The organism is Burkholderiales bacterium, from assembly GCA_015075645.1.
Lineage (GTDB): Bacteria > Pseudomonadota > Gammaproteobacteria > Burkholderiales > Casimicrobiaceae > VBCG01.
The window spans coordinates 133,327-151,942 of the sequence record JABTUF010000004.1 but is presented as its reverse complement, the minus strand read 5'-3'; the positions used below and the strand labels follow the sequence as shown (position 1 = coordinate 151,942).

At 70.6% G+C, this 18,616-nt stretch carries 15 protein-coding genes; 8 read left to right on the top strand and 7 right to left on the bottom strand.

All coding sequences use genetic code 11. From position 1 onward, the window contains the following. Positions 1-22: 22 nt before the first annotated feature. Complete coding sequence (locus tag HS109_11060) at positions 23-811, top strand: hypothetical protein (protein MBE7522908.1); 789 nt, start codon at positions 23-25, stop codon at positions 809-811. Here the strand turns inward: HS109_11060 and HS109_11055 are convergent. Next, complete coding sequence (locus tag HS109_11055) at positions 787-1,437, bottom strand: transposase (protein ID MBE7522907.1); 651 nt, start codon at positions 1,435-1,437, stop codon at positions 787-789. The two genes, HS109_11060 and HS109_11055, sit on opposite strands and share 25 nt — an antisense overlap. A gap of 468 nt (positions 1,438-1,905) precedes the next feature. Between HS109_11055 and glnA the strand changes: the two genes are divergently transcribed. The 4 genes from glnA (at position 1,906) to ntrC (ending at position 6,601) form a co-directional block, all read left to right on the top strand. Next, positions 1,906-3,318, top strand: coding sequence for a type I glutamate--ammonia ligase (gene glnA / locus HS109_11050; protein ID MBE7522906.1), 1,413 nt, complete (start codon positions 1,906-1,908; stop codon positions 3,316-3,318). A 98-nt stretch (positions 3,319-3,416) separates the two neighbouring features. Continuing rightward, positions 3,417-3,944, top strand: a complete 528-nt coding sequence (locus HS109_11045) for a DUF4124 domain-containing protein (protein ID MBE7522905.1) — start codon at positions 3,417-3,419, stop codon at positions 3,942-3,944. A gap of 97 nt (positions 3,945-4,041) precedes the next feature. Then, the gene (locus HS109_11040) at positions 4,042-5,160 is read left to right on the top strand and encodes a PAS domain-containing protein (GenBank protein ID MBE7522904.1); all 1,119 of its coding nucleotides are present in this window, start codon (positions 4,042-4,044) and stop codon (positions 5,158-5,160) included. After that, a complete protein-coding gene (gene ntrC / locus HS109_11035) occupies positions 5,147-6,601 on the top strand; it encodes a nitrogen regulation protein NR(I) (protein MBE7522903.1) in 1,455 nt (484 codons plus the stop codon). Before HS109_11040 ends, ntrC begins: the two co-directional genes overlap by 14 nt. A gap of 86 nt (positions 6,602-6,687) precedes the next feature. Here ntrC and HS109_11030 read toward each other — a convergent pair whose 3' ends face one another. Together HS109_11030 and xth are read right to left on the bottom strand one after the other, a co-directional pair. Next, positions 6,688-8,385, bottom strand: coding sequence for a hypothetical protein (locus HS109_11030; GenBank protein ID MBE7522902.1), 1,698 nt, complete (start codon positions 8,383-8,385; stop codon positions 6,688-6,690). Continuing rightward, positions 8,382-9,152 (bottom strand): exodeoxyribonuclease III, encoded by a 771-nt coding sequence (xth, locus tag HS109_11025; protein MBE7522901.1) that lies wholly within the window; start codon positions 9,150-9,152, stop codon positions 8,382-8,384. Before xth ends, HS109_11030 begins: the two co-directional genes overlap by 4 nt. A 146-nt stretch (positions 9,153-9,298) precedes the next feature. Between xth and HS109_11020 the strand changes: the two genes are divergently transcribed. Beyond that, positions 9,299-10,129, top strand: coding sequence for a c-type cytochrome (locus tag HS109_11020; protein ID MBE7522900.1), 831 nt, complete (start codon positions 9,299-9,301; stop codon positions 10,127-10,129). 2 nt (positions 10,130-10,131) lie between these two features. Here the strand turns inward: HS109_11020 and HS109_11015 are convergent, their stop codons facing one another. The 4 genes from HS109_11015 to HS109_11000 are packed head-to-tail and all read right to left on the bottom strand — an operon-like array spanning position 10,132 to position 14,646. Further along, on the bottom strand, positions 10,132-10,737 hold the full coding sequence (locus HS109_11015; GenBank protein MBE7522899.1) for a glutaredoxin family protein: 606 nt from the start codon (positions 10,735-10,737) through the stop codon (positions 10,132-10,134). Positions 10,738-10,747: 10 nt separating this feature from the next. Next, positions 10,748-12,802 carry a M3 family metallopeptidase gene (locus tag HS109_11010; GenBank protein MBE7522898.1) on the bottom strand — a complete coding sequence of 685 codons (2,055 nt, stop codon included), beginning with the start codon at positions 12,800-12,802 and terminating at the stop codon, positions 10,748-10,750. Positions 12,803-12,853: 51 nt separating this feature from the next. Then, positions 12,854-13,579 (bottom strand): NTP transferase domain-containing protein, encoded by a 726-nt coding sequence (locus tag HS109_11005; GenBank protein MBE7522897.1) that lies wholly within the window; start codon positions 13,577-13,579, stop codon positions 12,854-12,856. Between the two features lie 20 nt (positions 13,580-13,599). Next, positions 13,600-14,646, bottom strand: coding sequence for a phosphotransferase (locus HS109_11000; protein ID MBE7522896.1), 1,047 nt, complete (start codon positions 14,644-14,646; stop codon positions 13,600-13,602). A 132-nt stretch (positions 14,647-14,778) separates the two neighbouring features. Here HS109_11000 and HS109_10995 point away from each other — a divergent pair, with 132 nt between their 5' ends. Both HS109_10995 and HS109_10990 read left to right on the top strand, forming a co-directional pair. Further along, positions 14,779-17,142: an LPS-assembly protein LptD gene (locus HS109_10995; protein MBE7522895.1), complete on the top strand. Its 2,364-nt coding sequence runs from the start codon at positions 14,779-14,781 to the stop codon at positions 17,140-17,142. Positions 17,143-17,150: 8 nt separating this feature from the next. Beyond that, the gene (locus HS109_10990; GenBank protein MBE7522894.1) at positions 17,151-18,554 is read left to right on the top strand and encodes a peptidylprolyl isomerase; all 1,404 of its coding nucleotides are present in this window, start codon (positions 17,151-17,153) and stop codon (positions 18,552-18,554) included. Positions 18,555-18,616 lie beyond the last annotated feature (62 nt).

Below are 18,616 nucleotides of genomic sequence, written 5' to 3'. Positions count from 1 at the left end.
GCTCTGGCCCGCCGCAGCGGCATTGGCAGCCGGTCTGCTTTGCCTGGCGGGTACGGCGGGCGCCGACCCAGCGCAAAAGCCGCGCCCGCCGGAGATCGAGCGCGCCAGGGCTGAACCGGCCACCGTCCGCGTGCAGGGCGACACCATCTACTACACCGGCAATTTCTCGAAGGCCAGTTCCGCGGCTTTCGACGCCGCGGTGGCCGGCATCAGCCGCGGCCAGCTCACGCGGTTGGTCATCAGCTCCGGCGGGGGCGATACGGTCGAAGGCCGCCATGTCGGCCGTTGGGTGCGGGACAGGGCCCTGGTCGTCGAAGTCGATGTCATCTGCTTCTCCTCCTGCGCCGACTACGTGTTCCCCGCCGGCCGGGCACGCGTGATCCGTGCCGATGCCTTCGTCGGCTGGCACGGCAACGAGCGGCAGTTCGACGTGCTGGCCGCGCGCACGGGAATTAGCGTGGCGGATCAACTGGCCACCGTCCCGCCGGCGGACGTCGCGCCCGGGCCGCGCGCTGCCTTCGTCCAGGAGGCCCTGCGCTCGTTCGCGGTGACCCAGAAGGACGAGGCCGCGTTCTACGCCAGCCTGGGACTCAACGACGCCTTCGCCGCCTGTGCGGTCGGCGATGTGCTGGAAAAGCGATCGGGCTATGCCGGACAGATCGGCTGGGGCTTCTCGCTGGCCGACATGGCGCGCCTGGGCCTGACCAACACGGTCTACCTGGGCGAAGGGCGCTACGAACAAGACTCCCCGCGCTTCCGCCAGTACCTGGTGCCCATCACTGCCGACTATTGCCTGGCGCTGCTGAAGTGACCACAACGGCAACCGGAAGGAACGCCCCCGTGACCTTGAACACTTCGCCCGCCCTGGCACCGGAGCAACTGCTTGGCCGGCTGGAAGACCGGGTCCGTGACTTCCCCTTCTACAACGGCGTGCCGGTGTCCATCTCGGGCTCGCAGTGGCTGTTCGTCATGGCGGCGGTCGTGGTCGGCTTCCTCGTGCTGGTCTTGCCGATCCCCTGGCCCGGCGGCCCGCTCGGCGCGCTGATCCCGGCAGTGCTGTTTCCGGTGATCCCACTGTCCGCCGCCGGCGGGGGCGGGGCGTTTCTGGGCGGCGAAGCGGGCGAGGCCGAGCGCATCGATGGCGTCGGTCTTGGTGCGCGCGAGCTCTTCGCTGGCGAAGCGATGGGTGCGCAGCGGGTTGAGCAGCGCCACGCGGTAGCCGGCGGCGGCCAAGGTGGCGAACAGGTTTTTCCAGTAATGTCCGGTCGCCTCCATGGCGATGAGCAGGTCGCTGGAGGCGCCGAGCAGGCCGAGCAACTTCTCGTAGCCGAGCGCATCCTCGGCGAACGGCGTGGCCTTGAGCACGACGGCCGAGTCGCTATCCACGATGGCGATAACGTGGGTAGCCGATGCGATGTCGATTCCGGCGAAGTGCATACGACCTCCTGGCGACGGAGGAAGTCGGGAGCCTCGGAGCCGGTGCTCAAGTCCACGCTTGTGCATGCGAGGAAACGGCGTTGCCGGCCCCGGGATACCGTCCGGACACTGAGCACCGGTCGAGGGCGCCAATCTCAATGCCGAGGACGTGACCTCGAGCGCGCTGCGGCGACCCTCTCCCGGATTCCGTCGCTGTCCATTCTCCTCGGAGTCACCCGATGAGTGGACAACATACAAGCGCCGATGTGATGTACCGCGAGCGCGTCCAAAACGATGCGCGGCGATTTCACCGTTGCACTATCATGGGGCAATCGGCGGCCCCAGGTGCGGGCGGCCAGGATTAATGTCCTTGTAAACAATGGGTTGGCGGGTGCTGCCGCATGGCATGGAACTCGCTAACCTGTCCGGCGGCGATATTGCATTGCACTAACCCCCGTTTTCCCGTTATCCGGCCCCCAGGAGATTGGCATGACCACAGGCGCAGACGTCCTCAAGATGATCAAGGAGAAGGAGGTCCGGTTCGTCGACCTCCGCTTCACCGACACCCGCGGCAAGGAACAGCACGTGTCGGTGCCCGCGAAGATGTTCGACATGAGCAAGTTCGAGGACGGACACGCGTTCGACGGATCGTCGATCGCGGGCTGGAAGGGCATCCAGGCCTCCGACATGCTGTTGATGCCCGATCCGGCCACCGCGAACCTCGACCCGTTCCTCGACGAGACGACGCTGCTCCTCACCTGCGACGTCGTCGAACCCTCCGACGGCAAGGGGTACGAGCGCGATCCGCGGTCGATCGCGAAGCGCGCCGAGGCCTACCTCAAGTCGACCGGCATCGGCGATGTCGCCTACTTCGGTCCCGAGCCCGAGTTCTTCATCTTCGACTCGGTCGAGTGGTCGGTCGACATGTCCGGCAGCTACTGCAAGGTGTTCTCGAGCGAGGCGGCGTGGTCGTCCGCGGAGAAGTTCGAGGGCGGGAACATGGGCCACCGCCCGGGCGTGAAGGGCGGCTACTTCCCGGTGCCGCCGGTCGACGCGCTGCAGGACATCCGCTCGGCGATGTGCCTCGCGCTCGAGGAGATGGGCGTGCCGGTCGAGGTGCACCATCACGAAGTGGCGAACGCGGGCCAGTGCGAGATCGGCACCAGGTTCGCGCCGCTGGTGCAGCGCGCCGACTGGCTGCAGATCCTCAAGTACGTCGTGCACAACACCGCGGCCGCGTACGGCAAGACGGCGACGTTCATGCCGAAGCCGATCGTCGGCGACAACGGCTCGGGCATGCACTGCCACCAGTCGGTGTGGAAGGGCGGCAAGAACCTGTTCGCGGGCGACGGCTACTCGGGTCTGTCGGAGTTCGCGCTCTATTACATCGGCGGCATCATCAAGCACGCGCGCGCGCTGAACGCGATCACCAATCCGGGCACGAACTCGTACAAGCGCCTGGTCCCCGGCTTCGAGGCGCCGGTGAAGCTCGCCTACTCGGCGCGCAACCGCTCGGCGTCGATCCGCATCCCCTACGTGTCGAACCCGAAGGGCCGCCGCATCGAGGTGCGCTTCCCGGATCCGACCTGCAACCCCTACATCGGGTTCGCGGCGATGCTGATGGCGGGCCTCGACGGCGTGCAGAACAAGATCCATCCCGGCGACCCCGCCGACAAGAACCTCTACGACCTGCCGCCCGAGGAGGACAAGAAGATCCCGACGGTGTGCAGTTCGCTCGACATGGCGCTCGACTACCTCGACCGGGATCGCGGCTTCCTCACCAAGGGCGGCGTGTTCACCGACGACATGATCGACGCGTTCATCGAGCTCAAGGAGGAGGAGGTCACGCGCTTCCGGATGACGACGCACCCGGTCGAATACGAGATGTACTACTCGCTGTAAACCGCGCCAGCGTCGCGGGCGTTGTCCGCATGGCGGCGGGGGCGGGCCCGAGGTCCGCCCCTATCGTCGTCATCGCCGGCTCCGATACACTGCGACGCATGACCTTCCTCCCGGAACGGGTCCTCGCATGCTGCGTCGCCGCCTTCCTCGGATGCGCGAGCGGCCTTGCGCCCGCGGCGACGCTCGCGCAGACGGCGAAGGACTCCGGCTGCACCGACAAGCCGGTGCGCGTCGCGGGATCGGACACGTGGAAGTGCGCGACCAGGACCGGCGCACAGGCGTTCTTCAACGTGCCCGAAGCCTCATCGGAGCCCGCGGCGCCTCCGAAATCCACGGTCACGCGCTCGGTCGCCGTGCCCTCGCCCGCCGGATTCCCGAGGATCGATTCCGGCACGCAGAAGTCGCGCGACGACCTCCGCCGCAAGGTGCTGCAGGACGAACTCGCGAGCGAGGAGAAGCTCCTCGCCGACGCGAAGAAGGCCTGGGGCGACGGCGCGCCGCCGCCGCTGCCGGAGGAGCGCGCGAACGCGCAGGCCTACGCCGACCGCCTCGCGCGGCTGCGCCAGGCGGTGCAACTGCACGAGCGCAATGTCGCGGCGCTGAAGCGCGAGATCGGGTCGCGCTGACGCGCGCCTTCGTTCGCGCGGAAGCGCAGCACGTCGCGGGTTGCCCGTCCTCCGGCCGGGGCCGCGCGCCGCGCACGATGGCGGCGGGGGCCGGGTGATTCGCGCCACGGCGCCCGATCCGCGAAGGCCGGACCCGTTAGCGGGGCTGGATCTGCTGGCGACGGCCGTGCTGCTGCTCGACGGCGACGCTCGCGTGCAATGGGCGAATCCCGCGGCGGAGAATCTCTTCGAGCTGTCGCGGAAGCGGCTCGTCGGCCTCGTGCCGGTGCAGGCGTTCGTCGGAGGGGCGGCGCTCGCCGCCGCGATCGACCGGGCGGTCGCGAGCGGCGCGTCGTACACCGAGCAGGCGCTCGAACTCGGCGTGGCCGGCAAGGCGAAGCTCCACCTCGCCTGCACGGTGACGCCGGTCGACATGGCGGGAGTTGCGACGCTGCTCGAGTTCCGGCACATCGACCAGCAGCTCAGGATCGCGCGCGAGGAGCGGCTGAACGAGCAGCAGCAGGCGAACCGCGAGCTGATCCGCAACCTCGCGCACGAGATCAAGAACCCGCTCGGCGGCATCCGCGGCGCGGCGCAACTGCTCGAACGCGAGCTCGACGATGCGCGCCTGCGCGAATACACGCAGGTGATCATCGGGGAGTCCGACCGCCTGCAGTCGCTCGTCAACCGGCTCCTGACGCCGCACCGCCTGCCCGCGTACCGGCGCGTGAACGTGCACGAGGTGCTGCTGCGCGTGAAGGGCGTCGTGCAGGCGGAGTTCCCGCAGGTTCCGGTCGTGCTCGACTTCGACGCGTCGCTGCCCGAGGCGGAGGTCGACCCCGAGCAGATCGTGCAGGCGGTCCTGAACGTGGTCCGCAACGCCGCGCAGGCGCTCGCCGGAACGACGCCCGACCCGCGCATCGTCGTGTCGACGCGCATCGCGCGCAACCTGATGGTCGCGCGCCGGGTGCATCGTGTCGCGGTCGCGATCAGGATCGAGGACAACGGTCCGGGCATTCCGGAGGCGCTGCGCGACCGGATGTTCTATCCGCTCGTGTCGGGGCGCGACGGCGGGAGCGGGCTCGGGCTCACGATCGCGCAGACCTTCGTCGCGCAGCACGGCGGCACGATCGACTGGGAGAGCGCGCCCGGCCGCACCGTGTTCACCATCGCGCTGCCGTTCGAGTCTCCGCACAACGCGCACCAGAACCGGGATGACGCCGATGCACGACGCTGACGACACGCCGCGGAGCGGCGAATCCGGCCGGAGCGTGTGGATCGTCGACGACGACCGATCGATCCGCTGGGTGCTCGAGAAGGCCCTGGCGCGCGAGGGCGTGCCGCACCGGACCTTCGGCTCGGCCTACGAGGTGATGCAGGCGCTCGCCGTCGACAGGCCGGCGGCGCTCGTCTCCGACATCCGGATGCCGGGCGAGTCGGGCATCGCGCTCTTGAACCAGGTGAAGGAGCGGCACCCGCAGCTCCCGGTCATCGTGATGACCGCCTACTCGGATCTCGAGAGCGCGGTGCAGGCGTTCCAGGGCGGGGCGTTCGAGTACCTGCCGAAGCCCTTCGACGTCGATCACGCGATCGCGCTGATCCGGCGCGCGATGTCGCAGTCGCCGGCGGTGGCGCCGACCGCGGGCACGCTCGGCGAACCCGCGGAGATCCTCGGGCAGGCGCCGGCGATGCAGGAGGTGTTCCGCGCGATCGGCCGACTCTCGCAATCGAACGCGACCGTGCTGATCACCGGCGAGTCGGGCACCGGGAAGGAACTCGTTGCCCGCGCGCTTCACCGCCACAGCCCGCGCGCCGCCGGACCGTTCATCGCGATCAACACGGCGGCGATCCCGAAGGACCTGCTCGAGAGCGAGCTGTTCGGCCACGAGCGCGGCGCGTTCACCGGCGCGCAGAGCGCGCGTCGCGGGCGCTTCGAGCAGGCCGAGGGCGGGACGCTGTTCCTCGACGAGATCGGCGACATGCCCGCCGACCTCCAGGTGCGCCTGCTGCGCGTGCTCTCGGACGGCGAGTACTACCGCGTCGGCGGCCACGCGCCGCTGCGCTCGAGCGTGCGCGTCATCGCGGCGACGCACCAGAATCTCGAGGAACGCGTGCGCGGCGGCCTGTTCCGCGAGGACCTGCTGCACCGGCTGAACGTCGTCCGGCTGCGCCTGCCGCCGCTGCGCGAGCGTCCGGAGGACGTCCCGCCGCTCGCGCGGCACTTCATGCAGAAGAGCGCGCGTGAACTCGCCGTGGACCCGAAGGTGCTCTCCGACGACGCGATCAAGGTCCTGCAGGGCTTCGCGTTCCCGGGCAACGTGCGTCAGCTCGAGAACATCTGCCACTGGCTCACCGTGATGGCCCCCGGGCAGCGCATCGAAGCGGCGGACCTGCCGCCGGAGGTGCGCGAGCCCGCGACGCTGCCGGGCGTGCGCCCGGGCGAGGCGAGCTGGCAGCACGCCCTCGACCGCGAACTCGCCCAGGCGCTCGCGCGCGGCGAGAAATCCGCCGGCAACCGGCTCGAGCGCGAGTTCGAGATGACGCTGATCCGGCGCGCGCTGATGCACACCGGCGGGCACCGCATGGACGCCGCGCAATGGCTCGGCTGGGGCCGCAACACGCTCACGCGCAAGATCCGCGAACTCGGGATGGAGGAGGAGTTGCGCAAGGGCGGGTGACAAAGGGGTCAGAGCCGCGATACTCGCGCGACTCGACGGCGCCAGGTCATCAATGATCGCGCGAGTATTGCGGCTCTGACCCCTTTCTACGGAGCGACGCCGCGCCGCGGCCCGCGCACCAGATAGTCGGGCGCGATCGGACCGCGAGGCACCGCGAACCAGTCCGGAGCGATGACGACGTAGCCGTCGAACACGCCGATGCCGTCGTCGGGGCCGATCCGCCAGTCGAAGCGCGCGTCGGACGACCAGAGGAGGTAGAGCGTGTGCGGATCGAGCGGCCCGTCGGCGAGCGCGACGGCGAGCTTGCGGTTCGCCTCCGCGATGTTCGGACCCGAGATGCGCGCGAACTGCCCGGTGTTGATCGCCATGCCGTGGTCGACGGCGTAGAGCGCGAGCCACGGCCAGCCGCGGGCCATGTTCGCGGCCGGCGCCACCCGGATCGTGCGGTAGTGCTTCGCCGCCTCGGCCCAGAACGGCGAGGCGAGCGGGCTCTTGCGTTCCGCGGGCACGGTGAAGTAGCGCTCGTCGAGGTAGCCGCGCATCGCGGTGAAACGCGGAGCGAGGTCGACGAGTTGCAGCGCGACCGCGGACACGACGAGCGCGGTCGCCGCGCGGGGCGCGTAGCGCGCCGCGACGATCGCCGCCGCCGCGAACGTGAGGCCGTAGATCGCGACCCACGCGAGGCGCCCCGAGGCGCGCAGCGTGCCGAAGAGTTCGAGGAGCTTCCCGCGAATCGGGATCTCGAGGACCACATGATCGCCCCACGCGACCTGGTGCGAGAGCGCGGTGAGCCAGAGCCCGAAGCCGATCGCGACGAGCGGCAGGTACGGCTTCAGGTTCGCGCGCGGCGTCCCTGGCGCGACGAGTGCGACCGCCGCCGCGGCGAGCAGCACGAGAACCCCGAGGCCGAGGTAGGCGTGCCCCTCGAGTTCCGCGCCCTTCATCACCGGCAGGCCAGGGAGGAACGCCGATCCCCAGCCCGGGTTCCAGAACCCGTTCAGGTTGGTCGCGAACTTGCCGTAGTAGGCGCCGCCGCCGGAGATCCCGTGCGCGGGGAGCACGAAGTACCCGGCCAGCGCCATCGTCGCGCCGAGTGCGATCGCGACGATCGTCACGTGACGGAACGCCGCGCCGAAACCCGGCCGCGGCTGGGGGTCGAAGTGACGCCGGCGCAGGACGTCGGCGACCCACAGCGCGAGCGCCAGGTAGAGCAGGTACGCGTGCACGAGCGCGGCGAGGCAGGCGAGCGTCGCCCACTGCGCGGTGGCGAGTTCGCGCTGCGGGCGCAGCGCGAGCCACAGCCCCCACAGCACGATCCAGTGCGACATCAGCGCGTAGTGGCCGATGGCGCGGTCGAGCAGCGGCACGCTCGCGACGAACAGGAGCGTGATCGCGTAGCGTTCGACCGGACGCTCCGAGGCGAGCGCGGCGAGGAGCCCGCCGAAGAAGCCCTGCAACGCGAAGCACGCGAGCATCCAGAACCCGAAGTACTGGAACGGATCGGGCAACACGCCGCGCAGGAGCTTGGCCGGGAACGCGAGGAGCGGCAGCGAGTCCGGGTAGGGAATCGCGCTGCCGACCTCGAGGCCGTAGCTCCTGAGCGCCCCCGGCGGCCACTGCCACGCCTCGGAGCGGAAGAAGCGCCAGCCGAGGTACTGCGTCGCGGGATCGCCATCCAGCAACCAGATCCAGTACCCGGGGTCGAGGATGCGCGGATCGAGGACGAGGAAGAACAGCACGACGCCCGCGAGCGCGCCGAACACCGCGGACGCGGGCGGCCTCACGCGAATTCGGCGATGACCGGCGCGTGGTCGGAGGGCTTCTCGCCCTTGCGCTCCCCGCGGTCGATCGTGCAGGCGCGGCAGCGCGAGGCGAGCGCGCGTGAGACGAGGATGTGGTCGATGCGCAGGCCCCGGTTCTTCGGGAACGCGAGCATCCGGTAGTCCCACCACGAGAACGTCTTCGGCGGCTGGTCGAACAGCCGGAAGCTGTCCTCCAACCCGAGCGCGACCCAGCGCGCGAAGACCTCGCGCTCCGGCGCGGAGAACAGCACCTGCCCTTCCCACGCGGCCGGATCGTGCACGTCGCGCTCCTCCGGCGCGATGTTGAGGTCGCCGCAGAACGCGAGTTCCCGATGGCGCGCGAGTTCGTCGCGCAAGGTCGCGGTAGCCGCCTCGCACCAGCGCAGTTTGTAGGCGTACTTGTCGGAGTCGACCGACTGCCCGTTCGGCACGTAGGCGCAGACCACGCGCACGCCGTCGACGGTCGCCGCGATCAGGCGCTTCTGATCGTCGTCGAAGCCGCGCAGGCCGACCGACACGTCGGTCACGACACGCTCGCCGCGCGTGAGGATCGCGACGCCGTTGTAGGTCTTCTGGCCGGACGCCTGCGCCGCGTAGCCCGCGTCCTCGAGTTCGCGATGCGGGAATCGCGCGTCCTCGAGCTTGGTCTCCTGCAGGCAGACGACGTCGGGGGCGTGCCCGGCGAGCCAGGCGAGGAGGCGCGGCAGCCGCACATTGAGCGAATTCACGTTCCAGGTGGCGAGCTTCACGAGCGGCTCCGAACGGCGTGGCCCGTCATCATGCCATCGTCGCGCCGCGGGGACGCGACGGAGGGCACCGCCCGGTGCGCGCGCCCGGGATGCCCCGGGACGCATGCGCGACGGTACACTTCGCCCGTGTCGTTGCGGAGTCCGCCATGAGGATCGCCACCGTCGTCGCCGTAGCGCTCGTCCAGGCCGTCGCGCATGCGCCGCTCGTGGACGCTGCCGACGTCGTACCGAAGCGGGTTCCACTCGTCGTCCCCGCGCCGCAGACGATGCCCGACGGGCCGCTCGGCGACGCGGTGCGCCAGGGACTGTCGATCATCAACGCGACGAAGGCGGCGCTGCCGGAGAACGTCGGCAACGGTCTCGCGTGCGCGTCGTGCCACCTGAACGGCGGCACCGTCGCCTACGCCGCGCCGCTCGTCGGCGTGTGGGGCGTGTATCCCGAGTACTTCGCGCGGAGCGGACGCGTCGAGGGTTTCGCCGACCGCGTCAACGACTGCTTCCGCCGCTCGATGAACGGCAGGCCGATCGACGTCGACGGCGCGCCGATGCGGGCGTTGATGGCCTACGTCGCGTGGCTCTCGACCGGAGTGCCGGTCGGCGCGAGCGTCGAGGGGCGCGGCTTCCGCGCGATGAGCGCCCCCGCGCGCGCGCCCGATGCGGGGCGCGGCGCGACGCTCTACGAGCAGCGCTGCGCGAGCTGCCACGGCGTCGACGGCGGCGGTTCGCCGCTCGCGTCGGGCGGCTACGCGATTCCGCCGCTGTGGGGGCCGCAATCGTTCAACGACGGCGCGGGCATGTCGCACGCCGCGACCGCGGCGGCGTTCATCCAGGCGAAGATGCCGCTCGGCCGCGGCGGTTCGCTCTCCGATCAGGACGCCTGGGACATCGCGGCGCTCGTGACCGGCGCACCGCGGCCCGCGTTCGCGGGCAAGGCGGGCGACTATCGGGCGGGCGGCCGGCCGGCGTCGCCGAGATAGCGCTACTGGGCCGGGTAGCCGGTGCCCTTGGCGGGCGGTGGCGGGGCGGTCTGCGTCACGGCGGACGGCGGCGGCTCGGGGGCGCGCGGACCTGCGACGGTGCGTCGCGGCGCCGGAGCCTTCGGATAACCCGCCTCGTCGAGCATCGCGGTCCAGCGCGCCTCGTTGAAGCCCTTGGCCACGAGCTTGTCGCCGACCTGCAGCACAGGCGCGGTCATCTCGCCGGTCAGCGCCTCGAGGCGCTTCGCGTTCGCGGGATCTTCGACGTTGACGGTCGAGAAGGGCACGCCGCGCCGGTTGAGCAGCGCCTCGGCCTTCTGGCAGACGTCGCCGCACGCGAAGGTGAAGAGCGTGACCGGGAAGCGTTCGGTCGCCTGCTGCAACTCGAGCGGCGCCTGCTCGGTCTCGATGTAGTTGGCGCCGATGCGCTTCTGCTGCGCCTTCCTCGCATCGGTGGGCGGGGGCTTGTCGGAGTAGACGACGCGCCCCTGCGCATCTTCGTAGCGGTAGACCTGGCCTTGCGCGAGCGCGCCCGAGGCCAGCGCGGCCGCGATCGCGCCGGCGGCGCCGGCAGCGAGGAAACGACGGGACGGTCGGACACGGGCCATGGCAACTCCTTCAGGCCAATGACGTTGTCATCCCATTATGCCGCAGAAGCGCGTCCAGTTGGGGCTCGCGCCCGCGGAAGGCGACGAACGACTCCATCGCCGGCCGGCTGCCGCCCTTCGCGAGGACCTCGTCGCGGAAGCGCGCGCCCGCCTCCGGCGAGAGCACCCCGAGTTCCTCGAACAGGCTGAACGCGTCGGCGGAGAGCACTTCGGCCCACTTGTAGCTGTAGTAGCCCGCCGCGTAGCCGCCGGCGAACACGTGCGCGAACGCGTGCATGAAGCGGTCGTAGGGCGCGACCGGCAGCACCCGGACCTCGGAGCGCACCGCGTCGAGCACCGCCTGCGGCGAGGCGTATCGACCGCCGCCCCCCGGCACGTAGTCGCTGTGGACGAGCATGTCGAAGAGACCGAACTCGAGCTGCCGCACCGTCGCGAGCCCGCTCTGGAAGTTCTTCGCCGCGATCATGCGGTCGAAGAGCGCGCGCGGCAGCGGTTCTCCGGTGTCGACGTGCGCGGTCATGTGCCGCAGCACCTCCCACTCCCAGCAGAAGTTCTCCATGAACTGCGACGGCAGCTCGACCGCGTCCCATTCGACGCCCTCGATGCCCGAGACGCCCAGCACCTCCACCTGCGTCAGCATCTGGTGGAGGCCGTGGCCGAACTCGTGGAACACGGTGATCACGTCGTCGTGCGTGAACAGCGCCGGCTTGCCCGCGACCGGGGCAGGCAGATTGCAGGTGAGGTAGGCGACCGGGATCTGGACGCCGTCGGCGCGGCGCCGGCGGTTGATCGCGTCGTCCATCCACGCACCGCCCTGCTTGGCTTCGCGCGCGTAGTTGTCGAAGTAGAACTGCGCGATCGTGGCGCCGTGGCGGTCCGCGATGTCGAAGAAGCGCACGGTCGGATGCCAGGCCTCCGCCCGCGATTCGCGGATGTGCACGCCGTAGATCGTCTCGACGACGCGGAACAGGCCGGCGAGCACGCGGTCCTCCGGGAAATACTGGCGCACCGCCTCGTCCGAGAACGCGTAGCGCGCGTTCTGCAGCTTCTCGGTGGCGTAGGCGATGTCCCAGGGCTCGAGCTTCGCGACGCCTAGCTCGGTGCGCGCGAATGCGGCGAGTTCGGAGAGATCGCGCTCGGCGTAGGGCTTCGCGCGCCGCGCGAGGTCGCGCAGGAACGCGAGCACGTCGGCGGTGTCCTTCGCCATCTTGGGGACGAGCGAGACCTCGGCGTAGTGCGGGTAGCCGAGCAGGCGCGCGGCCTCGCGGCGCAGCCCGAGCACCTGTTCGATCAGCGGCCCGTTGTCCCACTCGCGCTTCGCGCCGAGGTCGGAGGCGCGCGTCGACTGCGCGCGGTGGAGCTCGGCGCGCAGCTCGCGGTCGTGCGCGTACTTCATGACCGGCAGGTAGCAGGGCATGCGCACCGTGAGCTTCCAGCCGTCGCGGCCCTCGGCCTTCGCGTTCTCTCGCGCCTCGGCGACGACGTCGTCGGGGAGGCCGGCCAGGCGCTTCGGGTCGTCGACGTGGAGCGCGTAGTCGTTGGTCGCGTCGAGCACGTGGTCGTCGTAGCGCGCCGAGAGCGACGCGAGTTCCTCCTGGATCGCCTTGAAGCGGGCCTTCTCGGCCGGCGGGAGCTCGGCACCCGAGAGCTTGAAGTCGCGCAGCTCGTTGTCGATCACGCGGCGCTTCGCCGGGTCGAGTTCCGCGTAGGACGGCGACGCGGCGAGGGCGCGGTACTTCGCGTACAGGCGCTCGTCCTGGCCCAGGTCGGTGTAGAACGCGGTGATCGCCGGCAGGTTGCCGTTGTAGGCGTCGCGGATCGGGGGCGTGCTCACGACCGCGTTCAGGTGCCGAACCGCGCCCCAGGCGCGATGCAGGCGGTCGAGCGCGTCGGCGATCGGCTCGGCGACGGTCGCCCAGGACGGAGCGCGCGTGTCGGCCGCGACCCGGTCAATGGTCGCGCGCGCTTCGGCGAGCAGGCGCTCCACCGCCGGCGTCACGTGTTCGGCGCGGATCGAGGCGAAGCGCGGGAGTCCCGAGAAGTCGAGCAGCGGATTGTCGTTCATGCGGCGTCCTTCGGATCGCGTCCGGATCGGGGCGCGGGTTGCACGGCGGCGTCAGGCGCGGTTCGCGAGCGCGGCGTTCAGCCGGGCCAGGTCGTCGGGGGTGCCGACGTTGGCCCAGGGACCGGCATGATACTCGCCTGTCACCCAGCCCCGACCGATCCACTCTTCGAGGAGCGGCAGGAGTTTGAGCTTCGCGCCGCGCGGAAGTTCGTCGAAGAGCGCGCTGTCGTAGAGGCCGATGTTGGCGTAGGTGAGGCGCCCCCGGCCATCGTCCGCGTGGTCGACCTGCCGCGCGAGCACGCGCCGCGGGGCGCCGCCGTCGCCTTGAACCGGCGCGACGGCGAAGTCGCCCTGCGGGTGGTAGTGCGGGTTGGCCACCATCACGAGATGCACGGCGCGCCCGCGCGCGATGCCGATCTCCGGTCGCAGCGGTTCCAGCGCCGCGTAGTCGTAGGTGGTCCACACGTCGCCGGAGACGATCAGCACCGCGCCGTCGGCGAGGAGCGGACGCGCGGTCGCGATGCCGCCCGCGGCCTCGAGCGGTTCCGCTTCGATCGACCAGTGCAGGCGCACGCCGAGCGCGCTGCCGTCGCCGAGCGCGGAGGTGAGCGCGCGCGCGAGATGCGACGCGTTGATCGCGATGTCGCGGTGCCCCGCGCGCGCGAGCGCTTGGATCTGGTGGACGACGAGCGGCTTGCCCGCGACGCTCAAGAGCGGCTTCGGCGTCGTGTCCGACAGCGGGCGCATCCGCTCGCCGCGGCCCGCGGCGAGGATCATCGCGGTCGCCTTGCGCGGCGTCAAAAGGTCGTCCCGACGACCGCGGCGCGGCCCTCGATCGCGTCGAGCGCGCGCAGGAGCGGGGTGAACGCTGCGTAGCGTCGGCACGCGCCGCGCAGGTAGCCGATGACGCGCGGCATGTCGGCGAGGTAGCCCGGCTTGCCGTCGCGATGCCACAGCCGGGCGAAGATGCCGAGCACCTTGAGTTGTCGCTGCACGCCCATCCACTCGAAGTCGCGCCAGAACGCGCCGAAGTCCGCGTCGACCGGAAGCCGCGCGCGGCGCGCGCGCTCCCAGTAGCGCACCGCCCAGTCGAGCTCTCGCTCCTCGTCCCATCCGACGTACGCGTCGCGCAGGAGCGACACGAGGTCGTAGGTGATCGGCCCGAACACCGCGTCCTGGAAATCGAGTACGCCGGGATTGGGCGCGGTCACCATCAGGTTGCGCGAGTGGTAGTCGCGGTGCACGTAGACGCGCGGCTGCGCGAGCGCGTTCGCGACGAGGAGCGCGAAGGTCTCGTCGAGCGTGCCCCGCAGCGCTGCGTCGACCTCGACGCCGAGGTGCCTCGCGAGGTACCAGTCGGGGAAGAGGTCGAGTTCGCGCCGCAGCAGCGTCTCGTCGTAGGGAGGCAGCGCTCCGTCGCGCGAGGCCGCCTGCCAGCGCACGAGCGCGTCGATCGCGTCGAGGTAGAGTCGCTGGGCGTGATCCCCCCCGAGCCCGGCGGTGTGCGGCGCGCCTTGCGTCAACGCGTCGAGGTAGGTCGTCGTGCCGAGGTCGGTCAGGAGCAGGAAGCCGCGCTCGAGGTCCTGCGCGAGCACGCGGGGCGCGTGGACACCCGCATCGGCGAGCAATCGCGCGACCTGCACGAACGGCCGGCAATCCTCCATCGGAGGCGGTGCGTCCATCGCGATCAGCGTGCGCGCGCCGTGCGCCTCGCGCGAGAGCGTCACGCGGAAGTAGCGGCGGAAACTCGCATCCGCCGACGCGGGGGCGAGGGCGTGGCCGTTGACCCCGAGCGTCGAGGCGAGCCAGGCGTCGAGCAGCGCGAGTCGGTCGTCGGCGGTCATCGGCGGCGCGGCCGCGGCGGAGACGGATGTCGTGCGCTTCGCTGCCGCATCGCTTCGGGATCGCGGTCCGGCGACGGCGAGCGGCTTCGGTAGAATGGACCATTCTAGCAAAGGCGCCACACGCTTCCTCACGTGCTCCTCCTCCGCCGCCCTCGCGCGCGTGCCGCGGCCGCTGCGATCGCCGCCGCACTCGCGGGAGGCGCGCTCGCGCAGGACATCATGGTGCCGGAGGTGCCGCTCAAGCTGCGCTCGGCGGGCGAGATCGCGCCGGCCGCGCCCGCGACGAAACCGGCCTCTCCGGGCGCGCCGTCGTCGCGCCCGCAGCGCCTCCGACTCGTCGAGGACGACGCGGAGCGGGGCGTCGTGTTCCTGCGCGCAGACCGTCTCGAGGGCATCGCGGGCAAGTCGGTGGAGGCGTCGGGACGCGTCGAGCTGCGCGCGCACGGCGAGACCGTGCGTGCCGAACGGCTCGCCTACGACCTCCTGCAGGACGAGGTGCACGCAGAGGGCGATGTCGTGCTGCGCAAGGGCATCGACTGGGTCACCGGGCCGGAGCTCACCTACCGCCGCGCGACGCAGACCGGCACGTTCCGCGGGCCGGAGTTCCACATCGGCGCGACCGGCGCGCGCGGCGACGCGTCGAAGATCGAGTTCAAGGGACCCGACCGCTACCTGGTGAGCGACGGGCGCTACACGACCTGCGTCGCGCCGAGGGAGGACTGGTACCTCGAGACGCGTGAACTCGACCTCGACATGGCGCGCCAGGTGGGCAGCGCGCGCGACGCGACGGTGCGCTTCATGGGCGCGCCGATCTTCGCCTGGCCCTACCTCGAGTTCCCGCTCAACAACGACCGCAAGAGCGGCTTCCTCGTGCCCACGGCCGGCAGTTCCGGCACGCGGGGGTTCGAGCTCGCGCTGCCGTACTACTTCAACCTCGCGCCGAACTACGACCTGACCGTGACCCCGCGCATCATGACCAAGCGCGGGTTGCAGATCGGCACGCAGTTCCGCTACCTGCTCGGGCAGGACCTGTGGCAGAACGCGGGCGAGGCGGACGTGCAGGTGCTGCCCGAGGACCGGCAGACCCACACGACCCGCTACGCGCTGGTGTGGCGGCACCAGCAGCAGCTCGGCGTTCCCGGACTCGGCGGATACCTCGACCTCAACAAGGTGTCCGACGACCTGTATTTCGCCGATCTCGCCGACCGCATCGCGATCACCTCGCAGACGACGCTGCCGCGCGAGGCGGGCCTCACCTACGCGAACGGACCGTGGACCTTCCTCGCGCGCGTGCAGTCGTTCCAGACGCTGCAGGATCCCAACGCGCCGATCGTTCCGCCGTACAACCGCGAGCCCCAGGTCATCGGCAACCTGGCGGAGACCGAGTGGGCGGGGCTGTGGTGGTCGGGCTTCGGCGAGTTCGCGCGGTTCCGCTCCGACACGCAGCCGCAGGGTTCGCGCGCCGTGCTCTATCCGCAAGTGGCGTGGAAGTTGTCGACGCCCGGCTGGTTCCTCGCCGCGCGCACCGGCATCCACCTGCGCCAGTACGACCTCGAACCGCCGGCCACCGGCGACCTGCGGCCGAACTTCGCGATCCCGATCTCGAGCCTCGACGCGGGGCTCGTGTTCGAGCGCGACTGGAAGCTCTTCGGCACCGACTTCATCCACACGCTCGAGCCGCGCGCCTACTACGTCTACATTCCGTACCACGACCAGAACTCGCTGCCGGTGTTCGATTCGGCGACCGACGACTACAACTTCGGCCAGCTCTTCACCGAGAACCGCTACCTCGGCGACGACCGCATCGGCGACGCGAACCAGCTCACCATAGGCGTCACGTCGCGGCTCCTGCAGCCGGGCACCGGGGCGGAGCGGCTGCGCGTCGCGATCGCCCAGCGCTTCTACTTCGAGGACCAGCGCGTCACGCTGAACGAGACGCCGCGCTCCGCGTCGTCGTCGGACGTCCTGCTCGCGGTCGAAGGCCGCATCACCGATGCGTGGGCGGTGGCGGGCCTCGTGCAGCAGAACCTCGACGCCGGACAGAACGAGCAGTTCAACCTCGCCGTCCGCTACACGCCGTCGCTCGGCCGCGTGCTCTCCGCGAGCTACCGGTACACGCGGCAATTCTCCGACCCCACCGGACCGGGCCAGGAGCTGAAGCAGATCGACCTCGCGGCCGAGTGGCCGGTCACGCCGCAGTGGACGCTGATCGGCCGCTACAATTACGACCTCGCCAACAGCAAGCTGCTGGAGGGCATCGCGGGGGTCGAGTACAATGGCGACTGCTGGGTCCTGCGCGCCGTGCTCCACCGGCTCGCGACGACGGTCGACCAGACCAACACCTCGTTCTTCATCCAGCTGGAACTCAACGGGCTCGCGCGGGTCGGAACCAGTCCGCTGGATCTGCTTCGCCGCAGCATCCCGGGCTACGTCCCGGTGAACGACCCGTTGCTGACGCAGCGCGACCGCACCTCGGACCCGCTGCCCGAATTCTGAGGCTCACGATGACGATCCTCCCGCGCATCGCCTGCGCCGTTCTCGCCGCCGCGGCATCGCTCGCCTTCGCGCAGCCGCAAACGCCGCTGGGCCCGCGACCGCCGGGGAGCGGCGGGACACCGGGGACCGGGCTGCGGCTCGGCCCGCCGGCCGCTGCGCGCGCGGCGCCTCCGGTGACGTCGAACGCGCCGGTCGGCCTCGACCGCGTCGTGGCGGTCGTCAACGACGAAGCCCTGACCCAGTTCGAGATGAACCAGCAGAAGCAGGTGCTGATGCAGCAGCTGCGCGAGTCGCGGCTGCAACCGCCTTCCGCCGACGTCCTCGACCGCCAGGTGCTCGACCGCCTGATCACCGAGCGCGCGCTCCTGCAGTACGCGAAGGAGACCGGGATCCGCGTCGACGACACCACCGTCGAGCGCACGGTGCTGCGCATCGCGCAGGAGAACAAGATGACGCCGGACGAATTCCGCAAGGCGCTCGATCGCGAGGGCATCCCCTACGCGAAGTACCGCGAAGACATCCGCCGGCAGCTCATCGTGCAGCGGCTGCGCGAACGCGAGGTCGACAACCGCATCTTCGTCTCGGACGCGGAGGTCGACAATTACCTCGCCACCGTCAACGCGCAGGGCGGGGGCGAGAACGAATACCTGGTCTCGCACATCCTGGTGCGCGTGCCCGAGCAGAGTTCGCCCGAGCAGATCGAACAGAGGCGGCTTCGCGCCGAGGACGTGCTCGCGAAGGTGAAGGCGGGCGAGGACTTCGGGCAGGCCGCCGCGACGTTCTCGGACTCGCCCGACGCTCAGCAGGGCGGCAGCCTCGGCTGGCGCACGCCGGCGCGGTTGCCGGCGGTGTTCGTCGATCCGGTGCGCGCGCTCGCGAAGGGCGGCGTCTCGCCGGTGCTCCGCAGCGCGGCGGGATTCCACATCGTGAAGGTCGTCGATGTCCGCGGCGGCAACCAGCCCGACGTCGTGCAGCAGACCCACGTGAGCCACATCCTCGTCAAGGTGAATGAACTCAACTCCGACGTCGAGGCGAAGGCGAAGATCGACCGCATCCGCGAGCGGATCGAGGCGGGCGCGAAGTTCGAGGACCAGGCGCGCCTCAATTCGGAGGACGCGTCGTCGGCGAAGGGCGGCGACCTGGGCTGGGTGAGCCCGGGCGACCTCGTGCCCGACTTCGCGGTCGCGATGGACAAGCTCAAGATCGACGAACTCTCGCAGCCGGTGCGCTCGCCGTTCGGCTGGCACCTGATCCTCGTGGTCGAGCGGCGCCAGCAGGACGTCTCGAAGAACCGCCAGCGCGACCAGGCGCGCCTCGCGCTGCGCCAGCGCAAGGCGGACGAGCAGTTCGCCGAGTTCGTGCGCCAGACGCGCGATCGCGCGTACGTCGAGATCAAGGCCGACGAGCGGTAGGCCTGCCGATCGCCTGACGGACGCGCGCCGCGTACGCACGGGCGGGTCGGTCCCGGCCCGAA